Raw genomic sequence first — 17513 nt, forward strand, 5'->3', positions numbered from 1 at the left:
TGTTTCGGGTACCCAACTTTTCGTTGTTTATGCCCCGTGATCAAACATGCGGTCCGTACCCGAGCCGGACTGCGAGGCGGTGTTGATTAGGCACTTTTGTCGTCTCGTACTCTGGTCGCTGGGTGGCGCGGTAGTCTGGCAAAAGAGTTGAGGCAGCGCCGGCCAGCCGTCCCACATGGCCGACCGACGCTGCTTCTTACTCCCCTCGCGGGAAGCGCTGTTTTTCTTCGACCTCGTTAAGATCCATGTGATTGCGCATATAGCGTTCGGATGCCTTTTGCAGCGGCTGGTAATCCCACGGGAAGTAGGAGCCGTTGCGAAGCGATTCATAAACAATCCAGCGTCGCGCCTGACTTTCGCGCACAGCCGCATCAAACGCATCCATGTCCCAGCGCGCCACGCGCTGGGCACGAAAAGCTTCAAGCTGGTCGGCATAAGCCGGATCGCCAGCAAGGTTGGTGAGTTCTTGCGGGTCGGCTTCCAGATCAAACAACTGTTCGGGATCAAGCGTGCAGTACGTGTATTTCAATTTGCCTTCGCGAATGCAGACCAGCGGGGCATAGGACCCCTCGGCGGCATATTCCATCAGGACCGGCTCGGTGCGTGCCTTGCCGCCGAGCATCGAACACAGCGACATGCCATCTGTCCAAGGCTGGACCTCTGCCATCGAAATACCGGCGAGATCGGCCACGGTCGGGGTGACATCAAGGCTTGAGACCGGGTCAGTATAAAGGCCCGGCAAAATTCCCGGCCCGGCCATCATCAGCGGCACCCGTGCCGAGCCTTCGAAGAAGCTCATTTTAAACCACAGGCCGCGTTCGCCCAGCATGTCGCCGTGATCAGAGACAAAGACGATGATGGTGTTATCAAGCTGCTGGGTGGTTTCAAGCACCTCCATGATCTGACCGATCTTGTCATCGATGTAGGAGATGTTGGCGAAATAGGCCTGACGGGACCGTCTGACGTCTTCTTTTGTGATGTCAAAGGCCGTGTGGTCGCTGGCTTCAAGCAGCCGCTTTGAATGCGGGTCCTGATCGTCGAAATCAAACGGCGCGATCTTGGGTTCAAGTTCCGGGCAATCTTCATAAAGATCCCAGAATTTCTTGCGCGCGACATAAGGATCATGCGGATGGGTGAAGCTGACCGTCAGGCACCAGGGACGTTCATCATGACCGCGCGACAGGTCATAAAGCTTATGCGTCGCGTTATAGGCAACCTCGTCATCATATTCCATCTGGTTGGAAATCTCGCCGATCCCGGCCCCGGTCACGGACCCCAGATTGTGATACCACCAGTCAATCCGTTCACCCGGTTTGCGATAATCCGGGGTCCAGCCAAAATCGGCCGGATAGATATCGGTTGTCAGGCGTTCTTCAAACCCGTGCAGCTGATCGGGGCCGACGAAATGCATCTTGCCCGACAGGCAGGTGTAGTATCCCGCGCGACGCAGATGGTGGGCATAGGTCGGAATGTCTGAGGCAAACTCGGCCGCGTTGTCATAAACCCGCGTGCGGTTGGGCAGCTGACCGGCCATAAACGACGCCCGTCCCGGCGCGCACAGAGGCGATGCCGTATAACAGTTGCGAAAACGCGCAGAACGTTCGGCGAGCTTACGCAAATGGGGCGTATGCAGGAAATCGGCCGGACCGTCAGGAAACAGGGTTCCGTTTAACTGGTCGGCCATCAGGATCAGGATATTCGGGGACGTCATTTATTCTGCACTCCTTCACAGGGTGCAATCCGCCGATCACCGGGACGGCAGTATTGACAAGAAAGCACCCCTGGGTCGTTTGGTGCGAGACAAAGCCAGCGCAAACCCAGCCCCTTTTCGGGTGTCATTTATCGGGTCTTCTTTTAATTCCGCTTGACCTTGATCGCGTGACCGACATTAAATCCACAAATCATTACTCAAAGAAACCCGGTGTTTTTTAATCACTTCCATAAAGAATTTTTATAATGCAAAGACCGCTCGACATTGGCTGGCTGAGAATTTTTGAAGCTGTTGGGCGGCTTGGCAGCCTGACGCGGGCCGCCAATGAACTGGGCCTGAGCCAGCCTGCGGTGACCTATCAGATCAAGCGGATCGAAGATCAGCTGGGCGTATCCCTGCTGCATCGTTCCCAAGGCGGCAGCCGGCTGACCGATGCGGGCGAAATCCTGTTTGAGGCCGTTCAAAGCAGTGTGGAAACCATCGACAAAGCCGCGCGTGATACGCAGCGATCCACAAAGGATCATGCGGTGCGGATCTTCACTGATTTCGGCTTTGCGGCCTTCTGGTTGATGCCACGTGTGACTGATTTCCGCCGCCTACATCCCGAGGCCGAAGTGCATATCATCGCATCCCAGGGCCTTGATGACGCAATGGCCAGCGAAACCGATGCGGCGATGTTATTCGGGGCGGCAGATGATTTTCCCGATACCGCACAGCTTCTGATCCCCGAACGGGTGGTGCCGGTTTGCACGCCGGGCTTTCTGGAGCGCTTTGGTCCGTTTGATGATCCGGCAGACTTTGCGCGCGCGCCGTTATTGCATCTTGAAGTGGACGGAAAATCACGTTGGTTGACGTGGGAAAGCTGGCTTGCCGATCATGGCATTACACGCAAACCGGCCCAAGGCGACCTTGGGCTTAATTCCTATGGCTTTGTCATTCAGGCTGCCCTTGCCGAACAGGGGGTTGCCCTTGGCTGGCGAGGGTTGGTTGACCCCCATCTTGAACAAGGAAGCCTTGTTGCGGTCGGGCGCGAAGTCAGCCGGGCGGATCGCGGATACTGGATGGTGCCCGGTAACTCGGTCAGCAATCAGACCACCACAACACTCCTTGATTGGTTGATCAACGAGACCTGATTTCCGCCAAGACCCTGAATTATTTGCTGCAATCGGGGAAACATATCCCCTAGAGTGGGGGCTTGCGCACACCACATTCGACAGGGGATTTTTTATGTCTGAGCATGGCTATAACAGCGGGCGGTTGAACCTGCCATTTGTCGGGATTTCGACATTTTCCAAAAGTCCTTATATCGAAAACTGGGATGCGATTGATGCCGATGTCGCCATCCTTGGCGCACCATTTGATTTTGGCACCCAGTGGCGATCGGGTGCGCGGTTTGGGCCGCGCGGCATTCGCGAGGCATCGACACTTTTTGCCTTTGGCCATGCCGGGGCCTATGACCATGAAGATGACGTGACCTATCTTGAAGGGGTCCGGATGGTCGATATTGGGGACGCCGATATCATTCATACCGACACGATCAACAGCCACGCCAATATCGAATTTGGCGTGCGCAAGATTTTGGGGGCCGGTGCCCTGCCCGTTGTTCTGGGCGGCGATCATTCGATCAATATTCCCTGCATCAATGCGTTTTCCGATCAGGAACCCGTGCATGTGGTGCAGTTTGATGCCCATCTCGATTTCGTTGATGAGCGCCACGGGGTGCGCAATGGTCATGGCAACCCGATGCGCCGCGCGATTGAAAAGCCGTGGGTGACGGGCATGACCCAGCTTGGCATTCGCAATGTGTCCTCGACCGCCAAGGAGGGCTATGACTATGCCCGTGAACAGGGCTCGGACATTTTGTCTGTGCGACAAGTCCGTGCCCTTGGCGTTGAAGGCGTTCTGGAGCGTATTCCGGCTGGAAAGCGGTATTACCTGACCATTGATATTGACGGGTTTGATCCGTCCATCGCGCCCGGCACCGGCACACCCAGCCATGGCGGGTTCCTGTATTATGACGTGCTGGAAATCATCGCAGGTCTGGCGAAGCGTGGCGACATTGTCGGCATTGATCTGGTCGAAGTGGCCCCTGATTATGATCAGACCGGATCGACCAGCATTCTGGCCGCGCAGATCCTGCTTAATACCATAGGGCGGATTTTTGCCGCGCGGAAGTAGGGGTTAGGATCGAGCTTCACGTCGAGAGATTCCCGCATTTGCGGGAGTCTCTCAATTCTTAGGCCAGATTGGCCCACCTTCCCCTCTTTCCGCGCATTCCTGTCAAACTGTCGCAGCCTTGATCAGGCTGTCGGTATGGGCTGCGATGAAATCCGCCATCGAGGTTTCGCCCATATCAACATTTTTGGCCGCCTCGCCATGAATGACCGTCACATCGGTAATGCCGATAACACCAAGAAGCAGCTTCATGTATTGCGGGGCAATATTACGATCCGCAATCGGTGAACCTTCGCCGTAGGTACCGCCAGATGCCACGATCAGGGATGCTTTGACACCAGTAACAAGACCAGCGCCATCGAACCCCAGTGTGATGCCCTTGCGCACGATATGATCGACCCAGGATTTGAGGTTAGAGGGGATATTGTAATTATAAACTGGCGTTGAAATCGCAATTTCATCAGCCGACAGAAGTTCCGCAACCAGTTCATCAGACAGCTTCAAGGCATCTTTCATTTCGGGCGTTTGTGCTTCGGGCGGGGTGAAATATGCCGCCAGCCAGGGCATGGAGATATGCGGCATTGATGTTTCGACCAGATCGCGCACAAGAACTTCGCCGCCGGGATGTGCCGTTTTCCAATTGGAAACAAAGCTTTGCATCAGGTTGCGAGAAACGGACGAAGCACCACGCGGGCTGGCTTCGATGACAAGAAGTTTTGACATTGTATTTTCCTGTGGTGATGAACTGTCAACCAAAGCGAAAGCCTTTGGCAGGGTCTTTCGGCATGAGAACCAGAACACCGTTTTGCGCAACGGATACGGTGCCGGGTCGAGGCGAAGATAAGTCTCTGAAAACTTCACCGGAAGTGATATAAAATTGATAAAGTCCATCTGTTTTGGTGATAGATTATGATTGGAAATCTTAGCCTTGATCAGTTACGGGTTCTGACCTGTATTGCCGAGACTGGGAGTTTTTCAGCTGCCGGGCGGAAATTGAACCGCGCGCAATCGGCCATCAGTCAATCAGTCGCGACACTGGAAGACGTGCAGGGTGTGCTTCTTTTTGATCGCAGCGGGCATCGGCCAAAACTGACCGAAGTTGGACGTGTTCTGGTGGCTGAAGCCAAGGCTGTGCTGTCGAGCGTCGAACGGTTTGAGGCCGTGGCCGCGGGGACACGCACCGGACTTGAGCCGGAACTTGGTGTCGCAATTGATCCGCTGGTACCGTCTGCCCCGCTTATCGACAGTCTGCGCGATTTGCACAAACGCCATCCCAATCTGCCCATCAGTTTTTCGACCGAAGGCCTTGGCGGCGCGTTACGCAGACTGCGCAGCGGTGATGTCTCGGTTGCGATATGCCTGTTATTGCCAACCGTCCCCGAGGATGTGATCGCAACCCCGCTGTTTAAAACCAGATTGATACCAGTTGTCGCGACGGGCCATCCACTTGCACTGCTGGATCGGCCGATCAATCGGGTCGATATCGAACAACATATTCAACTGGTTCTGTCAGATCCCGTGGATCGTGATGGTGCGCGCTATGGCATCACCGGGGCTGCACCTTGGCGCTTTGTCGATCTTGGACGACGCATGGATTTCTTGCTGGCGGGATTTGGCTGGTGCCGCATGCCCGAGCACCTTGTGGCCGAGGCACTGGCGACACGCAAACTTGTGAAGCTTAGTCTGGCAGAAGACGTGGCAGCGCCAGAAGAGATGCTTACAATTTATGCCGCACACTTGTCGGGCAAGGAACCCGGACCCGCAGGAAGATGGTTACTTCAAGACATCAAGCAACGCCCGATTTCCTAGCGCGCGGGCCAGATGGCGCATCCGACGAGGTCATGTGGATGCGACAACACCTGGGCGAAATGTCGCCGGAAGATCAATAGCCACTAGCCGTGTTGAGCGAGTTTAACGCCTGCGCGGGAATGATGGTGTGAGGCCTTAAGGCCAGTTGGCTTCGGGCGGCAGTGACATCAGGATGGCTTCGGTGTTGCCGCCGGTCATCAGGCCAAAGCGGGTGCCACGATCATGGAGCAGGTTGAACTCGACATAGCGACCGCGCTTGATCAGTTGGGCGCGGCGTTCGTCATCCGTCCAGGGTTTGTTGTAATGGCGTTTGACCAGTTCGGGATAGATGTCGCGGAACGCACGCCCGACATCCTGGGTAAAGGCAAAGTCCGCATCCCAGTCAGCATCAAGATAATCATAGAAAATCCCGCCAACCCCGCGCGGCTCACCCCGGTGTGGCAGCCAGAAATATTCATCGCACCATTTTTTGAAGCGGTCGTAATAGTCATCGCCATGGGCATCACAGGCGGACTTGAGCGCACCATGGAAGTCAGCGGTATCTTTGTCTTGCGGGAAGACCGGGGTCAGGTCGGCCCCACCGCCAAACCATGCCTTGGTGGTAACGATGTGGCGGGTGTTCATATGGACGGCCGGAACATGGGGCGAGCACGGATGGGCAACCAGTGAAATGCCCGCAGCCCAGAAGTTCGGGTTTTCATCGGCACCCGGGATTTCCTTGCGGAATTTTTCGGAAAATTCGCCATGCACGACCGAGATATTGACCCCGACCTTTTCAAACACCCGGCCCTTCATGACCGACATTTCGCCACCGCCTTCACTGGCGCCCTCACCTTCGCCGCGTTCCCATACGGTGCGTTCGAAACGCCCCGGTGCGCGGTCAGAAAGCGGTCCTTCATAGCTGTCTTCGAGGGCCTCGTAACTGGCACAGATGTCATCGCGCAGCTGCCGGAACCAGAGACGGGCGGTTTCCTTGTGCTGTTCGATCAGGTTTTCGTCCGTGCTGTTCATTCCACCCTCTTTGGAAAACTGTTTGTTTGTCTGAGCGCTTCGCCCAGTGTCATAGCGGTTGCCATGGCAACATTAAGCGATCGCATTTCGGGCTGCATGGGAATGACGACGCGGGCATCGACATACTCATGAACCTGATCGGGGACCCCTTTGCTTTCCGAGCCCAGCATCAGGATATCATCAGCGCGAAATTCAAAATCGCAATAGGGTTCGGCCCCCTTGGTCGTGAGCAAAACCAGACGCCCCGGCACCGTTCGGTTTTCGCGTGCGGCGACAAAATCGCGCCAATCGGCGTGGCGTATATAACTGGCCTTTGCAAGATAATCCATCCCAGCACGTTTAAGAGCGGCCGAGGTCAACAGAAACCCGCACGGTTCAATGATATCGACCGGCAGGCCAAAACACGCGGCCATGCGCAGGATGGTGCCGGTGTTTTGCGGGATATCAGGTTCGAACAAACAGATTCTCATGCGGCCCTATAGCTTGCCCAGGCAATTGGCGGATGTGGTGCTTTATCCTGAAAACACCTGTTCCCATCCTTTTAGCCTGCCCGCAAGAAAAAGCTCCAAAAAAATCCGAGTTCGCCTTTTGGCAAAATCCCTGCATGCCCCGCCCGTGCGAGAGACGTCTTTTCGCGGTAGAGCGCAAGCGCTGCCCGATCAGTTGGTCTCTCGCACGGGGGATCACGGCATAGGCCGTTATCAGGTAGCCTTGGTCTGTTTTACGACAGACAGCAACAGTTCAGCGGCCTCTTTGGAGGAGCCGGGGTTCTGGCCGGTGATCAACATGCCGTCTTGCACGACATAAGAACCCCAATCGTCACCCGCCGAATAGACCGCGCCGGTTTCCTTGAGCATGTTTTCAACAAGGAACGGCACAACATCGGTCAACTGCACGGCATCTTCTTCGGTGTTTTTAAAGCCGGTGACCTTTTTGCCACGGGTCAGCGGGGTTCCGTCCGGTGCCTTTACATGGCGCAAGACACCCGGTGCGTGGCAAACAAGTGCAACCGGTTTATCGGCAGCGTGAAAGCCTTCGATCAGGTTGATCGAGGTGCGATCTTCGGCAAGATCCCAAAGCGGACCATGACCACCCGGATAGAACACGGTATCGAAATCTTCCACGGACACATCGGCGAGCTTTACCGTATTGGCAAGGGCGTCGAGGGCCTCGGAATCTTTCTGGAAGCGACGGGTGTCATCGGTCTGGAAGTCGGGCTCGTCACTTTTGGGATCAAGTGGCGGCTGGCCACCTTTTGGCGACGCAAGGGTGATTTCGGCACCGGCCTGCTTGAAGACATAATAAGGGGCTGCGAGTTCTTCGAGCCAGAAACCGGTTTTCAGGCCAGTGTTTCCCAGTTTGTCGTGCGACGTCAGAACCATGAGTACTTTCATCTTTAAAATCCTTTCGAGATTTCATCTGTGTGGCAGGCCAAACTTGGCCCAGAGTCGAGTCCTGAAGTTTCAGGTTTGTGTTTTGAACGCGGCCCCGATTGGAGTGCTTTCCCCAACTAATAGACCGGTCGCCTAGTTCTTGCGCGGCAAGAATACGCCTCCTGGCATCATCCTAACGCCTACTTCACATTGAGAGTTCGATGCGTAGCTGCCAAGGCAGCCTGCAAAGGCGCGTCGTTCTTGGTAATCTTGGCCAAAAGGCTTGCACCGAGCCAAGATTGATAGAGCGTTTCAGCAAGCCATAAACTGTCTTCATCCACGCTGAGAGATCCATCGGCAACAGCATCGTCAATGGCATCAGCGATGCGCTTGACGATCTTTTTGGTGCCATCAAGCAGGACCTCACGCATTGCCTCAGACAAGTCGGCGACTTCGGCCGCCAGCTTTACCACGAGGCATTTGCTTTGGGCATCGGATGCGGTTTGCGTTTCCATCCAGTTTTGCCAGTAGCAATCAAGGCGCTCTGCCCCTGTAAGGTTCTTTTGACTAAACAGATCATCCATCGCCGCGAGATAATTGTCGAAATACCGGCGCAGCAACTCCTCGCCAAAAACTTCCTTTGACGAAAAGTAGTGGTAGAACGACCCCTTCGGGACTTCTGCCGCTGCCAGTATTTCACTGAGGCCAACGCCAGAGAACCCCTTGCCGCTCATGAGGGTATGAGCGGTATCGAGAAGACCTTGCCGGGCGTCGGTATGTTTGGTCTGTTTGTTCATAAGAGGCGTTGTAACGAAAAATAGACCAGTCGTCTAGTAAAAGAGTCACTTTCGGAAAAAGGTATTCCGCCCCCGTGGAAACCTGCCGGTTTTAAGGCCACCGCCGCAGGTCATCGCAACATGGCCCCGGCCCTTTGCGGCCAGGGACGGCTTGATAGACGGCACATCGGCGAAACAATCCAATCCGATGCCGGCACAAAACAGACCGGAAAATAAATCTGGTGGTGTCAGAATCGCTTTGCGTCGAAGATCGGATAAGCCGCCGATGTTATAAAATTACGGAAAGATGCCCCTATTAGACTTTTTTGGAATAGGACGTATAAAAGTCGCAAGTGTCTGGCGCATAAAGGGCGGGATACCTGCAATTGCGCTAGATTTTACCGAATTGTGCAGCGCGAAACCGGATGATCCAGTTGAATGCAAACAAATTGCAACTCCAAGTTCTCCTTAACAAACTGATTTTTTGTTAGTATACGGACCCACAAACAGGCCTAAGGGCTTTTGGCGGCATGAATGTTTGATTTCCATCAAGGGAATGTAAACATGTATGCCCTAAGTCTTGGTTTGGCATTCCGCATGCCTGTTTTGGGGGCAGAAAGAGGGATTAATTATGTCGCAAACGGTGCATTCCTCCGGCGAACACCAGCCGGACGAGAACCGCAGGGATTTCCTGACCTTGGCGACCACAGCAGTCGGCGCCGTCGGCGTTGGTTGCGCGTTGTTGCCGTTCGTGGACAGCATGAACCCGTCCAAGGACGTTCTCGCACTTGCCTCGGTTGAGGTTAATCTGGCCAACATCCCGGTTGGGCAGGCAATTAAGGTCATGTGGCGAGGCAAACCTGTCTTCATCCGCCATCGTACCGAACGCGAAATCAATGAGGCCGAAGAGGTCGCATTGAACGAACTCGTTGATCCGCAAACGGATGACGCGCGTGTCGAAAAGAAAGAGTGGCTGATTGTTGTCGGCGTCTGCACCCATCTGGGTTGCATTCCGATGGGCACGGCCACAGGCGAAACCCGTGGTGATTATGATGGCTGGTACTGCCCATGCCATGGCTCGCACTATGATACGTCGGGCCGTATCCGCCGCGGCCCCGCGCCGTTGAACCTTGTCGTTCCGGAATACGAATTCCTGACCGACACATCGGTCCGGATCGGGTAAGGAGCAGGTAGATGAGCGCACCTCAGTGGAACAATAAAGTGGTCAAGTGGGTTGACGACCGTCTTCCGGTCATCTCCATGCTGCACCACTCTGCATACGAATATCCGACACCGAAAAACCTGTCCTATATGTGGAACTTCGGTTCCCTGGCCGGGTTTGTTCTGGTGACGATGATCCTCTCCGGGATTTTCCTGGTGATGAATTACACCCCGCACACCAGCATGGCGTTCGAATCTGTCGAACGCATCATGCGTGATGTGAACTACGGGTGGTTGATCCGTTATATCCATATGAACGGCGCATCGATGTTCTTCATCGTTGTGTTCATTCACATCTTCCGTGGCCTGTATTACGGGTCATACAAAGCACCGCGTGAAATGCTGTGGTGGATCGGTATCCTGATCCTTCTGGCAATGATGGCGACCGCGTTCATGGGCTATGTCCTGCCGTGGGGCCAGATGTCCTTCTGGGGTGCAACGGTTATTACCAACCTGTTCTCTGCCTTCCCGATCATTGGCGATCCGCTGGTGACCTGGCTTTGGGGTGGTTTCTCGGTTGATAACCCGACGCTGAACCGGTTCTTCTCGCTGCATTACCTGATGCCGTTCGTCATTCTGGGCCTTGTTGTCCTGCATGTCTGGGCGCTGCACAGCGTGCGGTCGAACAACCCGACCGGCGTTGAAATCAAGACGCCGAAAGACAGCATTCCGTTCCATCCGTACTACACGATCAAGGATCTGTACGGTTTGGGCGTATTCCTGATCTTCTTCTCGGCGTTTGTGTTCTTTGCACCGGATTATCTCGGTCACCCGGATAACTACATTCCGGCGAACCCGCTGGTCACGCCGCCGCACATCGTTCCGGAATGGTACTTCCTGCCGTTCTACGCGATCCTGCGTTCGATCGACTTCACCATCTTTGGCATTCCGGCAAAACTGCTTGGCGTGCTGGCGATGTTTGCCTCGATCGTGATCCTGTTCGTGATCCCGTGGCTCGATACGTCGAAGGTTCGCAGCTCGAAATTCCGTCCGGTCTACAAATGGTTCTTCTGGCTGTTTGTCATCGACACCTTCATCCTCGGCTATTGCGGGGCGAAGGCACCGGATGACTACTTCCTGGGTATTCCGGGTCTGAAGGTCATCGTGATGGGTCAGCTTTCGACGCTGTATTATTTCGTGCACTTCCTTGTGGTGATGCCATTGGTTGGAAAACTTGAACGAACCAAACCACTGCCAGCAAGCATCAGTGAATCTGTTTTGAAGGAGGGTGCAAATGCGTAAGTTCGCACTGACCGCAATTGCTGCCGCCTTCGCGGTAACCGCATTCACTGGCGGTGCAGCCAAGGCTGCCGGCGGCGATCAGCCGGCACCCGCGGCACAGGATTGGAGCTGGCAGGGTCTGTTTGGCACCTATGACCGTGCCCAGCTGCAGCGTGGCTTCCAGGTCTTCAAGAACGTTTGTGCCGGCTGTCACAGCCTGCGCTTCATTGCCTTCCGTAACCTTGAAGGCATCGGGTTCAACGAAGACCAGATCAAGGCGATTGCAGCGGAGTATGACATCGTGGATGGTCCGAATGACGACGGCGACATGTTCGACCGTCCGGGCATCCCGGCTGATTACTTCCCGTCCCCGTTCCCGAACGAAAAGGCAGCTGCCGCTTCGAACGGCGGGGCAATTCCGCCGGATCTTTCGCTGATGAACAAGGCACGTGTGGGTGGCCCGGACTATGTGTTCGGCCTGCTGACCGGCTATGAGGAAGAAGCCCCTGAAGGCTTCGACCTTGCAGACGGCAAGTATTACAACCACTACTTCCCGGGCCATCAGATTTCCATGGCACCGCCGCTTTATGATGAAGCGGTCGAGTACACCGATGGAACGCCGATGACCCTGGAACAGCATGCCCGTGACATTGCGGCCTTCCTGAACTGGACGGCACAGCCGGAACTTGAAGCCCGCAAAGCGCTTGGCATGAAAGTGATCCTGTTCCTGATCGTGCTGACCGCGATGCTGTATGCGGTCAAACGCAAGATCTGGCGCGACGTCGAACACTAGGACGTTGTGATCAAGACCGATACTGAAACAGGCCACCTTCGGGTGGCCTGTTTTTTTGTGTGTCCGGCAAACGTGAGAACCGTGTCTTCCTTCAGTGCAACATCAATATGCGAAGTAGGAAACGACGAGGCGGTCTATTTCGCCGCTGTCGCGCATGTCGCGCAGGACCTGATCAAGGTCATCAGCAAACTGGTCGCGATACGGCCAGTAGTCTTCCGGGTCGGGGCCAAAGGCAACATAGCCGAATTCATGGCCGATGATGGCCACTTCATCAAACAGGCGTGACGTTGCCCTGTCGACATCAAGTTCCTGCATGGCCGCCAGTATGGCCATGCGTTCATTGACGTAACAATCCACCCGCCCTGCCATCAGGAAACGCAGGTTGCTTGCCGTGGTGTTGGCTTCTTCAAGCGTGATGTCACCCGCATCAACCATGTCGAAAAATTCGGGTCCGGCCAGACGATAGCCGGCATTATTGGCAAATCGCGCGCCTTTGAAATCATCCGGGAAGCGATTGAGCTCGTTGCTGTGGGCGTAGTCCTTGCTGCAGATCGCGACCACGGTTTCACGCAGAATCGGAATGGAATAGCGTTCGATCCAGCTGCGATCAGCACGTTCATAAGGTGGAAAGAAGCCCATGATCGCGCCGTTCTCAAGCAAATCCATTCCCCGGCGGAACGGCACACTGACGATATCAAGCCGATAGCCCGGCATGCGATCAAACGCCTCTTGCAATATCCGGACATAGATACCGTCTGCCGTCGTACCATCCAGAAAGGCATAGGGTTTGTTGCTGTCTTCGGCATAAAGCGTGATGGTTCGGGGGATATTGCTGTTCTGAACCGTTTGGGCTGCGGCCAGAGTGGCCCCAAGCAGCGCATGCCCGATAAGCATGCTGCCTGCAAACCTGACTGAATTTCGCAACGCGTTCCTGAATTTCATGGACGTATTATGCAGACAAATCTGTGGTGTCTGTCAATTGCGTTGGCGTAACAGCAGGTTTCAACTCAATCTTTGCTTTGCCCAACAGGATGGTCTGATGGCTTCTGGGCATTTGCCGCACGGTCATCATCTGCATCTTCGTGCGGTTCGCGGTGCTGCCGGTTGCCATCCGCCGGACGCAATGGCGGAACCGTCACCGGAATATGCACCAGACGACGTTTACGCTGTGGCGTGCCGGAACTGGCATAAAGCTGCTTGCCGGCCTCGACAATCGAAACGCCGGCAAAGGCCTTAAACAGGCGCGAGCCGATATTTTCAAACATTTGCGACCAGCGCAGCAAAAGCCGGATGTTGGTTGGCGGCATGAAAAGGGCACGGCTGTGCTGTACGGGCAGAAACATGTTTTCACGCATCAGGTTTTGCAGCTGTGACACGCTGTAGGGATGGCCAAAGCCAAACGGTGTCTTTTCCGACCACGACCAGAGCGAGCTTCGGTTGGGTGTCACCACCACAATCCGGCCATTGGGGGTCAGCACCCGCCAGCACTCGCGCATCAGACGCCGCATGGAATCGGAATGTTCGACCAGATGCACCAACAGGATACGATCAACCGAACTGTCGGGGAGCGGCAACATGGTTTCTTCGGTAAGCGCCACGCGGTTCTGTTCATCAGGCGGCCAATGTACGCAGCCCTGACGGGCAGGCATAAAGGCCATGACGCGTTCTGCCTCGCCGATAAACGGGCGCAAATACGGCGTGGCATAACCAAAGCCCAGCACCCGCATACCCCGGACATCTGACCACATGACGCGCAAACGCCTGCGGATCAGACGCCGGGCGGCCTGCCCGATGCTGCTGGCATAAAAACGGTGAAGATCAACGACATCCTGACGCATGGCGCAAGCCTATCATCCCCTATCGGTCACGGGAATGTTTTTGCAATCCATGCCGGACGGTTTTGCGTGATTGTTTCAAGACAGAAGTTGCTGCTAGTCTTTGGGCAAAGTGCAATTCAGGTTCAGAGGTACGTTATGGCCGCCGGTGAAGTGATCGTCATTCCCTGTCTTTCAGATAATTACACCTATCTTGTCCGCTGCCACCGCAGCGAAGTCACCGCCATCATTGATCCGGGCGAAGCAGCACCTGTGATCGACGCCCTTGAAGAGCGAGACTGGAACCTTGATCTGGTGATCAACACTCATCACCACCATGACCATATCGGTGGCAACGCCGAGCTGATGGAAGAATACGGTGCCAAATTGCTTGGCCCGACGGCGGAGAAAGCGCGCATTCCGAACATGGATGACACGTGCGGCGAGGGTGATCAGGTTCTGATTGGCGATCTGGAAGGTCGGGTGTTTGACGTGCCAGGCCATACCAGCGGCCATATCGCGTTCTATTTCCCGGCGATTACGGCGCTGTTTTCCGGGGACAGCTTGTTTGCGTTGGGCTGCGGACGCCTGTTTGAAGGCACGCCAGAGCAAATGTGGACCTCTCTTTGCAAATTCCGCAATCTGCCAGCAAGCACCCAGGTCTATTGCGGCCATGAATATACGCAGGCCAATGCGAAGTTCGCCAAAACGATTGAACCGAACAACGCGGTTCTGACCGCACGGTGTCAGGATATTGACGGGCTTCGGGCGCGTAACCTGCCGACCATTCCATCGCGTCTGGATGTGGAACTTGCGACCAATCCGTTCTTGCGCGCCGATGATCCGTCCGTTGCCGAGGCATTGGGCATGAGCGGCGAAAGCCCGGTTGCGATATTTACCGAGATTCGCAAACGCAAAGACAATTTCTAAGAAGCGACTGGATCAGGCCATCTGTTTGAACAGAACGTTCTGATCAAGCAGATAACGTGAAAACAGGGGCAGGCTGGCCGCACCGATGGCACGTGCGGCACTGCCCACCCGTCCCTGTTCGATATGCGGGCTTTCGATGCCCTGCAAATCCAGTTCGGAAATTGCGGCACGGGTTGCCGCCACCACCCGTTCACAGACGTCGGCCGGAAAGCCGCCATCGACAATTACCGCTTCGAAATCGATCACCGAACAGACCGAGGTAATGGCAATTGCCAGACTGCGTGCGGTATGGGCAATCCAAATATCAAGGGTGTTGCCCAAGTCATGCCAATAATCGGGATCACGCCACAACATTGCCGGATCGCGACCTTCGCGGGTCAGCATTTGTTCAAGCACGAAGATGGATGCCTGATCGATCAACTGGCTGGGATGGCCACTACGTGAGGATACCGGCATGGAGCCAAAAGCCCCGGCATTGCCTGTGCGCCCGGCATAAAGCGCCTGGTTCAGCACCACGCCACCACCAATGAACGAGCCGATAAAGAAATAGGCAAAATCGGAATAGTTCGGGCCAAGGCCAAAGACCAGTTCCGCCCCGCAGGCCGCCGTGGCGTCATTTTGCTGAAAGACCGGAAATGGCACGATGGCGCCGATGGTGTCGACCAGATCGACCTCGCGCCAGGCATTCATGTCTTCGACCGGGGCACCGACTTCATCGACCCAGTTCCAAAGCTCAAACGGGGCTGCGATGCCGATTCCGGCGATACGATCAATCTGATTGCGCGAAAGGCCGGTGATGATGTCATCAACCGATTGCCGGACAAAGCGCCGGATGCCATCGGGTGTCGGGTATTTGTAGGCTTCGCGCTTGGTCGCACGTACAGAGCCAACGAAATCAAGCAGGATCAATTCGGCACTGCGCCGCCCGATCTTCAGGCCAAAGGAATAAACCCCGTCGGGATTAAGCGCCATGGGAACCTTAGGCTTGCCAACCTTGCCGCGCACCGGCGTGCCCCGCATCAAAAGGCCGTCCTGTTCGAGCGCGCGCATGATGACGGAAACGGTCTGGGCAGACAGCCCTGAAAGCCTTGCGATATCGGCCTTGGACAGACCGGCATTGCGGCGCACGAGCGACAGCACAAGCCGTTCATTATAGGCGCGCACGCGAAGCTGGTTGGCGCCGCCGCCGGGATGCAACGGACGCGATATGCGATCATCCGCCCCGATATCATCCGGGTTCGCAGAGATGCTGTCTGACATTTGGTCCTCCCACTCAGACATTAGATAGCCTGATTACCGTCCAGAGTGACAGGAATAATTAATAAATCAATCGGATTTATTAATTGACAGTTTCGCCCATTTGGTGTGTCGTATGGCCCATGCAGGTTGAAGGCCCGGCACAAAAACTGCGCCACGACCTGTTGGAAAACAATCAAATCAGGCCCAAATGGCCACATATTCAGGTTATGTCCTGGGAGGAAACAAATGAAGAAAGCACTTCTTGGCGCAGCCCTTGGTGCGCTTGCACTTGGTATCTCTGCAGCCCCGAACACCGCAAAAGCCGAGGATATCGGCGCCTGCCTCATCACCAAAACCGACATCAACCCGTTCTTTGTGAAAATGAAGGAAGGGGCGTCTGCCAAGGCCGAAGAACTTGGCATCGATCTTTCGACCTATGCAGGCAAGATTGATGGCGACCACGAAACACAGGTTCAGGCCATCGAATCGTGCATCGCATCGGGTGCAAAAGGCATCCTTCTGACCGCATCGGACACCAAGGCGATTGTACCGGTCGTCAAAAAGGCGCGTGACGCGGGCCTTCTTGTGATTGCACTCGACACGCCGCTTGAACCGATTGACGCGGCCGATGCCACCTTTGCCACCGATAACTTCAAGGCTGGCGAACTGATTGGTCAGTGGGCCGCCGCCAAGCTGGGTGACAAGGCAGCAGAAGCCAAGATTGCCCTTCTTGACCTGGCACCAAGTGCACCGTCAGTCGATGTCCTGCGCGATCAGGGCTTCATGAAAGGATTCGGGATCGACATCAAGGACCCCAACAAGATCGGGGACGAGGATGACGACCGGATCGTCGGCCATGACGTGACCAATGGTAACGAGGAAGGCGGCCGTACCGCGATGGAAAACCTGATGCAGCGCGATTCTGACATCAATGTGGTTTACACCATCAACGAACCGGCAGCAGCCGGCGCGTATGAGGCGCTGAAATCGTTTGGCATGGAAGAGGGCGTTCTGATCGTATCAGTCGATGGCGGCTGCCCGGGTGTTGCCAACGTCAAGGATGGCGTGATTGGTGCGACCTCGCAGCAATATCCGCTGTTGATGGCATCCAAAGGCATTGAGGCGATCAAGGCATGGGCTGATAGCGGCGAAAAACCGCAGAACAGCCAGGGCCTTAACTTCTATAACACTGGCGTGAACCTTGTAACCGATCAGCCGGTCGACGGTGTGCCGTCGATTGACGTTGCCGAGGGCATGGATCGTTGCTGGGGTTAATCCTGAACTGATCCCGATCTGCTTCGAAGGAGGGCAGTATTATACCCTGCCCTCCTTGTCCCACTTTGCTTTACACTTGGTATGTCATGCGAACCAGCCACCAGAGCCGGGCGGGTGACGGTAAACGGATCAGGAATGCCTGAACCAGTTTTGACCAGGTCCGGA

Annotated in this window: 17 protein-coding genes; 8 read left to right on the forward strand and 9 right to left on the reverse strand. The window is 55.4% G+C overall.

Features of this window, described 5'->3' with window-relative positions:
- Positions 1 to 196: 196 nt before the first annotated feature.
- Complete coding sequence (gene betC, locus HED22_RS07025) at positions 197 to 1711, reverse strand: choline-sulfatase (protein WP_167720576.1); 1515 nt, start codon at positions 1709 to 1711, stop codon at positions 197 to 199.
- Between the two features lie 245 nt (positions 1712 to 1956).
- On the opposite strand from betC, the gene HED22_RS07030 reads away from it, so the two are divergent.
- Complete coding sequence (locus tag HED22_RS07030) at positions 1957 to 2844, forward strand: LysR substrate-binding domain-containing protein (protein WP_175581157.1); 888 nt, start codon at positions 1957 to 1959, stop codon at positions 2842 to 2844.
- A 94-nt stretch (positions 2845 to 2938) separates the two neighbouring features.
- Positions 2939 to 3889 (forward strand): agmatinase, encoded by a 951-nt coding sequence (gene speB, locus HED22_RS07035; protein WP_167720578.1) that lies wholly within the window; start codon positions 2939 to 2941, stop codon positions 3887 to 3889.
- A gap of 102 nt (positions 3890 to 3991) precedes the next feature.
- On the opposite strand, the gene HED22_RS07040 is transcribed toward speB, so the two are convergent.
- Positions 3992 to 4609, reverse strand: a complete 618-nt coding sequence (locus tag HED22_RS07040; RefSeq protein ID WP_167720580.1) for an FMN-dependent NADH-azoreductase — start codon at positions 4607 to 4609, stop codon at positions 3992 to 3994.
- Positions 4610 to 4795: 186 nt separating this feature from the next.
- On the opposite strand from HED22_RS07040, the gene HED22_RS07045 reads away from it, so the two are divergent.
- Complete coding sequence (locus tag HED22_RS07045) at positions 4796 to 5695, forward strand: LysR family transcriptional regulator (RefSeq protein ID WP_167720582.1); 900 nt, start codon at positions 4796 to 4798, stop codon at positions 5693 to 5695.
- Positions 5696 to 5830: 135 nt separating this feature from the next.
- Here the strand turns inward: HED22_RS07045 and hemF are convergent, their stop codons facing one another.
- From hemF to HED22_RS07065, 4 genes are all read right to left on the reverse strand, one after another.
- Positions 5831 to 6706, reverse strand: a complete 876-nt coding sequence (gene hemF, locus HED22_RS07050) for an oxygen-dependent coproporphyrinogen oxidase (protein WP_167720585.1) — start codon at positions 6704 to 6706, stop codon at positions 5831 to 5833.
- Entirely contained in the window at positions 6703 to 7176 is a 474-nt protein-coding gene (locus HED22_RS07055; protein WP_167720587.1) for a tRNA (cytidine(34)-2'-O)-methyltransferase, read from the reverse strand. The genes hemF and HED22_RS07055 overlap by 4 nt, the downstream gene beginning before the upstream one ends.
- 231 nt (positions 7177 to 7407) lie before the next feature.
- Positions 7408 to 8100: a type 1 glutamine amidotransferase domain-containing protein gene (locus HED22_RS07060; RefSeq protein WP_167720589.1), complete on the reverse strand. Its 693-nt coding sequence runs from the start codon at positions 8098 to 8100 to the stop codon at positions 7408 to 7410.
- 179 nt (positions 8101 to 8279) lie between these two features.
- Positions 8280 to 8876: a TetR/AcrR family transcriptional regulator gene (locus tag HED22_RS07065; RefSeq protein WP_167720591.1), complete on the reverse strand. Its 597-nt coding sequence runs from the start codon at positions 8874 to 8876 to the stop codon at positions 8280 to 8282.
- A 610-nt stretch (positions 8877 to 9486) separates the two neighbouring features.
- Between HED22_RS07065 and petA the strand changes: the two genes are divergently transcribed.
- The 3 genes from petA to HED22_RS07080 are packed head-to-tail and all read left to right on the forward strand — an operon-like array spanning position 9487 to position 12090.
- Positions 9487 to 10038, forward strand: a complete 552-nt coding sequence (petA, locus tag HED22_RS07070) for a ubiquinol-cytochrome c reductase iron-sulfur subunit (RefSeq protein WP_167720593.1) — start codon at positions 9487 to 9489, stop codon at positions 10036 to 10038.
- 11 nt (positions 10039 to 10049) lie between these two features.
- Entirely contained in the window at positions 10050 to 11318 is a 1269-nt protein-coding gene (locus tag HED22_RS07075; RefSeq protein WP_167720595.1) for a cytochrome b N-terminal domain-containing protein, read from the forward strand.
- Positions 11311 to 12090 (forward strand): cytochrome c1, encoded by a 780-nt coding sequence (locus HED22_RS07080; RefSeq protein ID WP_167720597.1) that lies wholly within the window; start codon positions 11311 to 11313, stop codon positions 12088 to 12090. Before HED22_RS07075 ends, HED22_RS07080 begins: the two co-directional genes overlap by 8 nt.
- A 102-nt stretch (positions 12091 to 12192) precedes the next feature.
- Here the strand turns inward: HED22_RS07080 and HED22_RS07085 are convergent, their stop codons facing one another.
- Both HED22_RS07085 and HED22_RS07090 read right to left on the reverse strand, forming a co-directional pair.
- Complete coding sequence (locus HED22_RS07085) at positions 12193 to 12984, reverse strand: ABC transporter substrate-binding protein (RefSeq protein ID WP_167720599.1); 792 nt, start codon at positions 12982 to 12984, stop codon at positions 12193 to 12195.
- Positions 12985 to 13097: 113 nt separating this feature from the next.
- Positions 13098 to 13928 carry a class I SAM-dependent methyltransferase gene (locus HED22_RS07090; RefSeq protein WP_254869827.1) on the reverse strand — a complete coding sequence of 277 codons (831 nt, stop codon included), beginning with the start codon at positions 13926 to 13928 and terminating at the stop codon, positions 13098 to 13100.
- Positions 13929 to 14063: 135 nt separating this feature from the next.
- Here HED22_RS07090 and gloB point away from each other — a divergent pair, with 135 nt between their 5' ends.
- Positions 14064 to 14834, forward strand: coding sequence for a hydroxyacylglutathione hydrolase (gene gloB / locus HED22_RS07095; protein ID WP_167720601.1), 771 nt, complete (start codon positions 14064 to 14066; stop codon positions 14832 to 14834).
- Positions 14835 to 14846: 12 nt separating this feature from the next.
- Here gloB and HED22_RS07100 read toward each other — a convergent pair whose 3' ends face one another.
- Positions 14847 to 16094, reverse strand: coding sequence for an ROK family transcriptional regulator (locus HED22_RS07100; protein ID WP_217701869.1), 1248 nt, complete (start codon positions 16092 to 16094; stop codon positions 14847 to 14849).
- Between the two features lie 225 nt (positions 16095 to 16319).
- On the opposite strand from HED22_RS07100, the gene HED22_RS07105 reads away from it, so the two are divergent.
- On the forward strand, positions 16320 to 17348 hold the full coding sequence (locus HED22_RS07105; RefSeq protein ID WP_167720603.1) for a sugar ABC transporter substrate-binding protein: 1029 nt from the start codon (positions 16320 to 16322) through the stop codon (positions 17346 to 17348).
- Positions 17349 to 17513: the final 165 nt, after the last annotated feature.

The sequence above is a fragment of the Thalassospira sp. HF15 genome (assembly GCF_011806525.1).
Taxonomy (GTDB): domain Bacteria; phylum Pseudomonadota; class Alphaproteobacteria; order Rhodospirillales; family Thalassospiraceae; genus Thalassospira.

Bases quoted from the DNA above. Each gene is read 5' to 3' on its own strand.
- petA (WP_167720593.1), top strand. From the start codon at position 9,487: ATGTCGCAAACGGTGCATTCCTCCGGCGAACACCAGCCGGACGAGAAC.
- HED22_RS07040 (WP_167720580.1), bottom strand. From the start codon at position 4,609: ATGTCAAAACTTCTTGTCATCGAAGCCAGCCCGCGTGGTGCTTCGTCC.
- HED22_RS07030 (WP_175581157.1), top strand. From the start codon at position 1,957: ATGCAAAGACCGCTCGACATTGGCTGGCTGAGAATTTTTGAAGCTGTT.
- gloB (WP_167720601.1), top strand. From the start codon at position 14,064: ATGGCCGCCGGTGAAGTGATCGTCATTCCCTGTCTTTCAGATAATTAC.
- HED22_RS07085 (WP_167720599.1), bottom strand. From the start codon at position 12,984: ATGCTTATCGGGCATGCGCTGCTTGGGGCCACTCTGGCCGCAGCCCAA.
- HED22_RS07080 (WP_167720597.1), top strand. From the start codon at position 11,311: ATGCGTAAGTTCGCACTGACCGCAATTGCTGCCGCCTTCGCGGTAACC.
- HED22_RS07075 (WP_167720595.1), top strand. From the start codon at position 10,050: ATGAGCGCACCTCAGTGGAACAATAAAGTGGTCAAGTGGGTTGACGAC.
- HED22_RS07100 (WP_217701869.1), bottom strand. From the start codon at position 16,094: ATGTCAGACAGCATCTCTGCGAACCCGGATGATATCGGGGCGGATGAT.
- HED22_RS07045 (WP_167720582.1), top strand. From the start codon at position 4,796: ATGATTGGAAATCTTAGCCTTGATCAGTTACGGGTTCTGACCTGTATT.
- HED22_RS07065 (WP_167720591.1), bottom strand. From the start codon at position 8,876: ATGAACAAACAGACCAAACATACCGACGCCCGGCAAGGTCTTCTCGAT.
- speB (WP_167720578.1), top strand. From the start codon at position 2,939: ATGTCTGAGCATGGCTATAACAGCGGGCGGTTGAACCTGCCATTTGTC.
- hemF (WP_167720585.1), bottom strand. From the start codon at position 6,706: ATGAACAGCACGGACGAAAACCTGATCGAACAGCACAAGGAAACCGCC.
- HED22_RS07090 (WP_254869827.1), bottom strand. From the start codon at position 13,928: ATGCGTCAGGATGTCGTTGATCTTCACCGTTTTTATGCCAGCAGCATC.
- HED22_RS07060 (WP_167720589.1), bottom strand. From the start codon at position 8,100: ATGAAAGTACTCATGGTTCTGACGTCGCACGACAAACTGGGAAACACT.
- HED22_RS07055 (WP_167720587.1), bottom strand. From the start codon at position 7,176: ATGAGAATCTGTTTGTTCGAACCTGATATCCCGCAAAACACCGGCACC.
- HED22_RS07105 (WP_167720603.1), top strand. From the start codon at position 16,320: ATGAAGAAAGCACTTCTTGGCGCAGCCCTTGGTGCGCTTGCACTTGGT.
- betC (WP_167720576.1), bottom strand. From the start codon at position 1,711: ATGACGTCCCCGAATATCCTGATCCTGATGGCCGACCAGTTAAACGGA.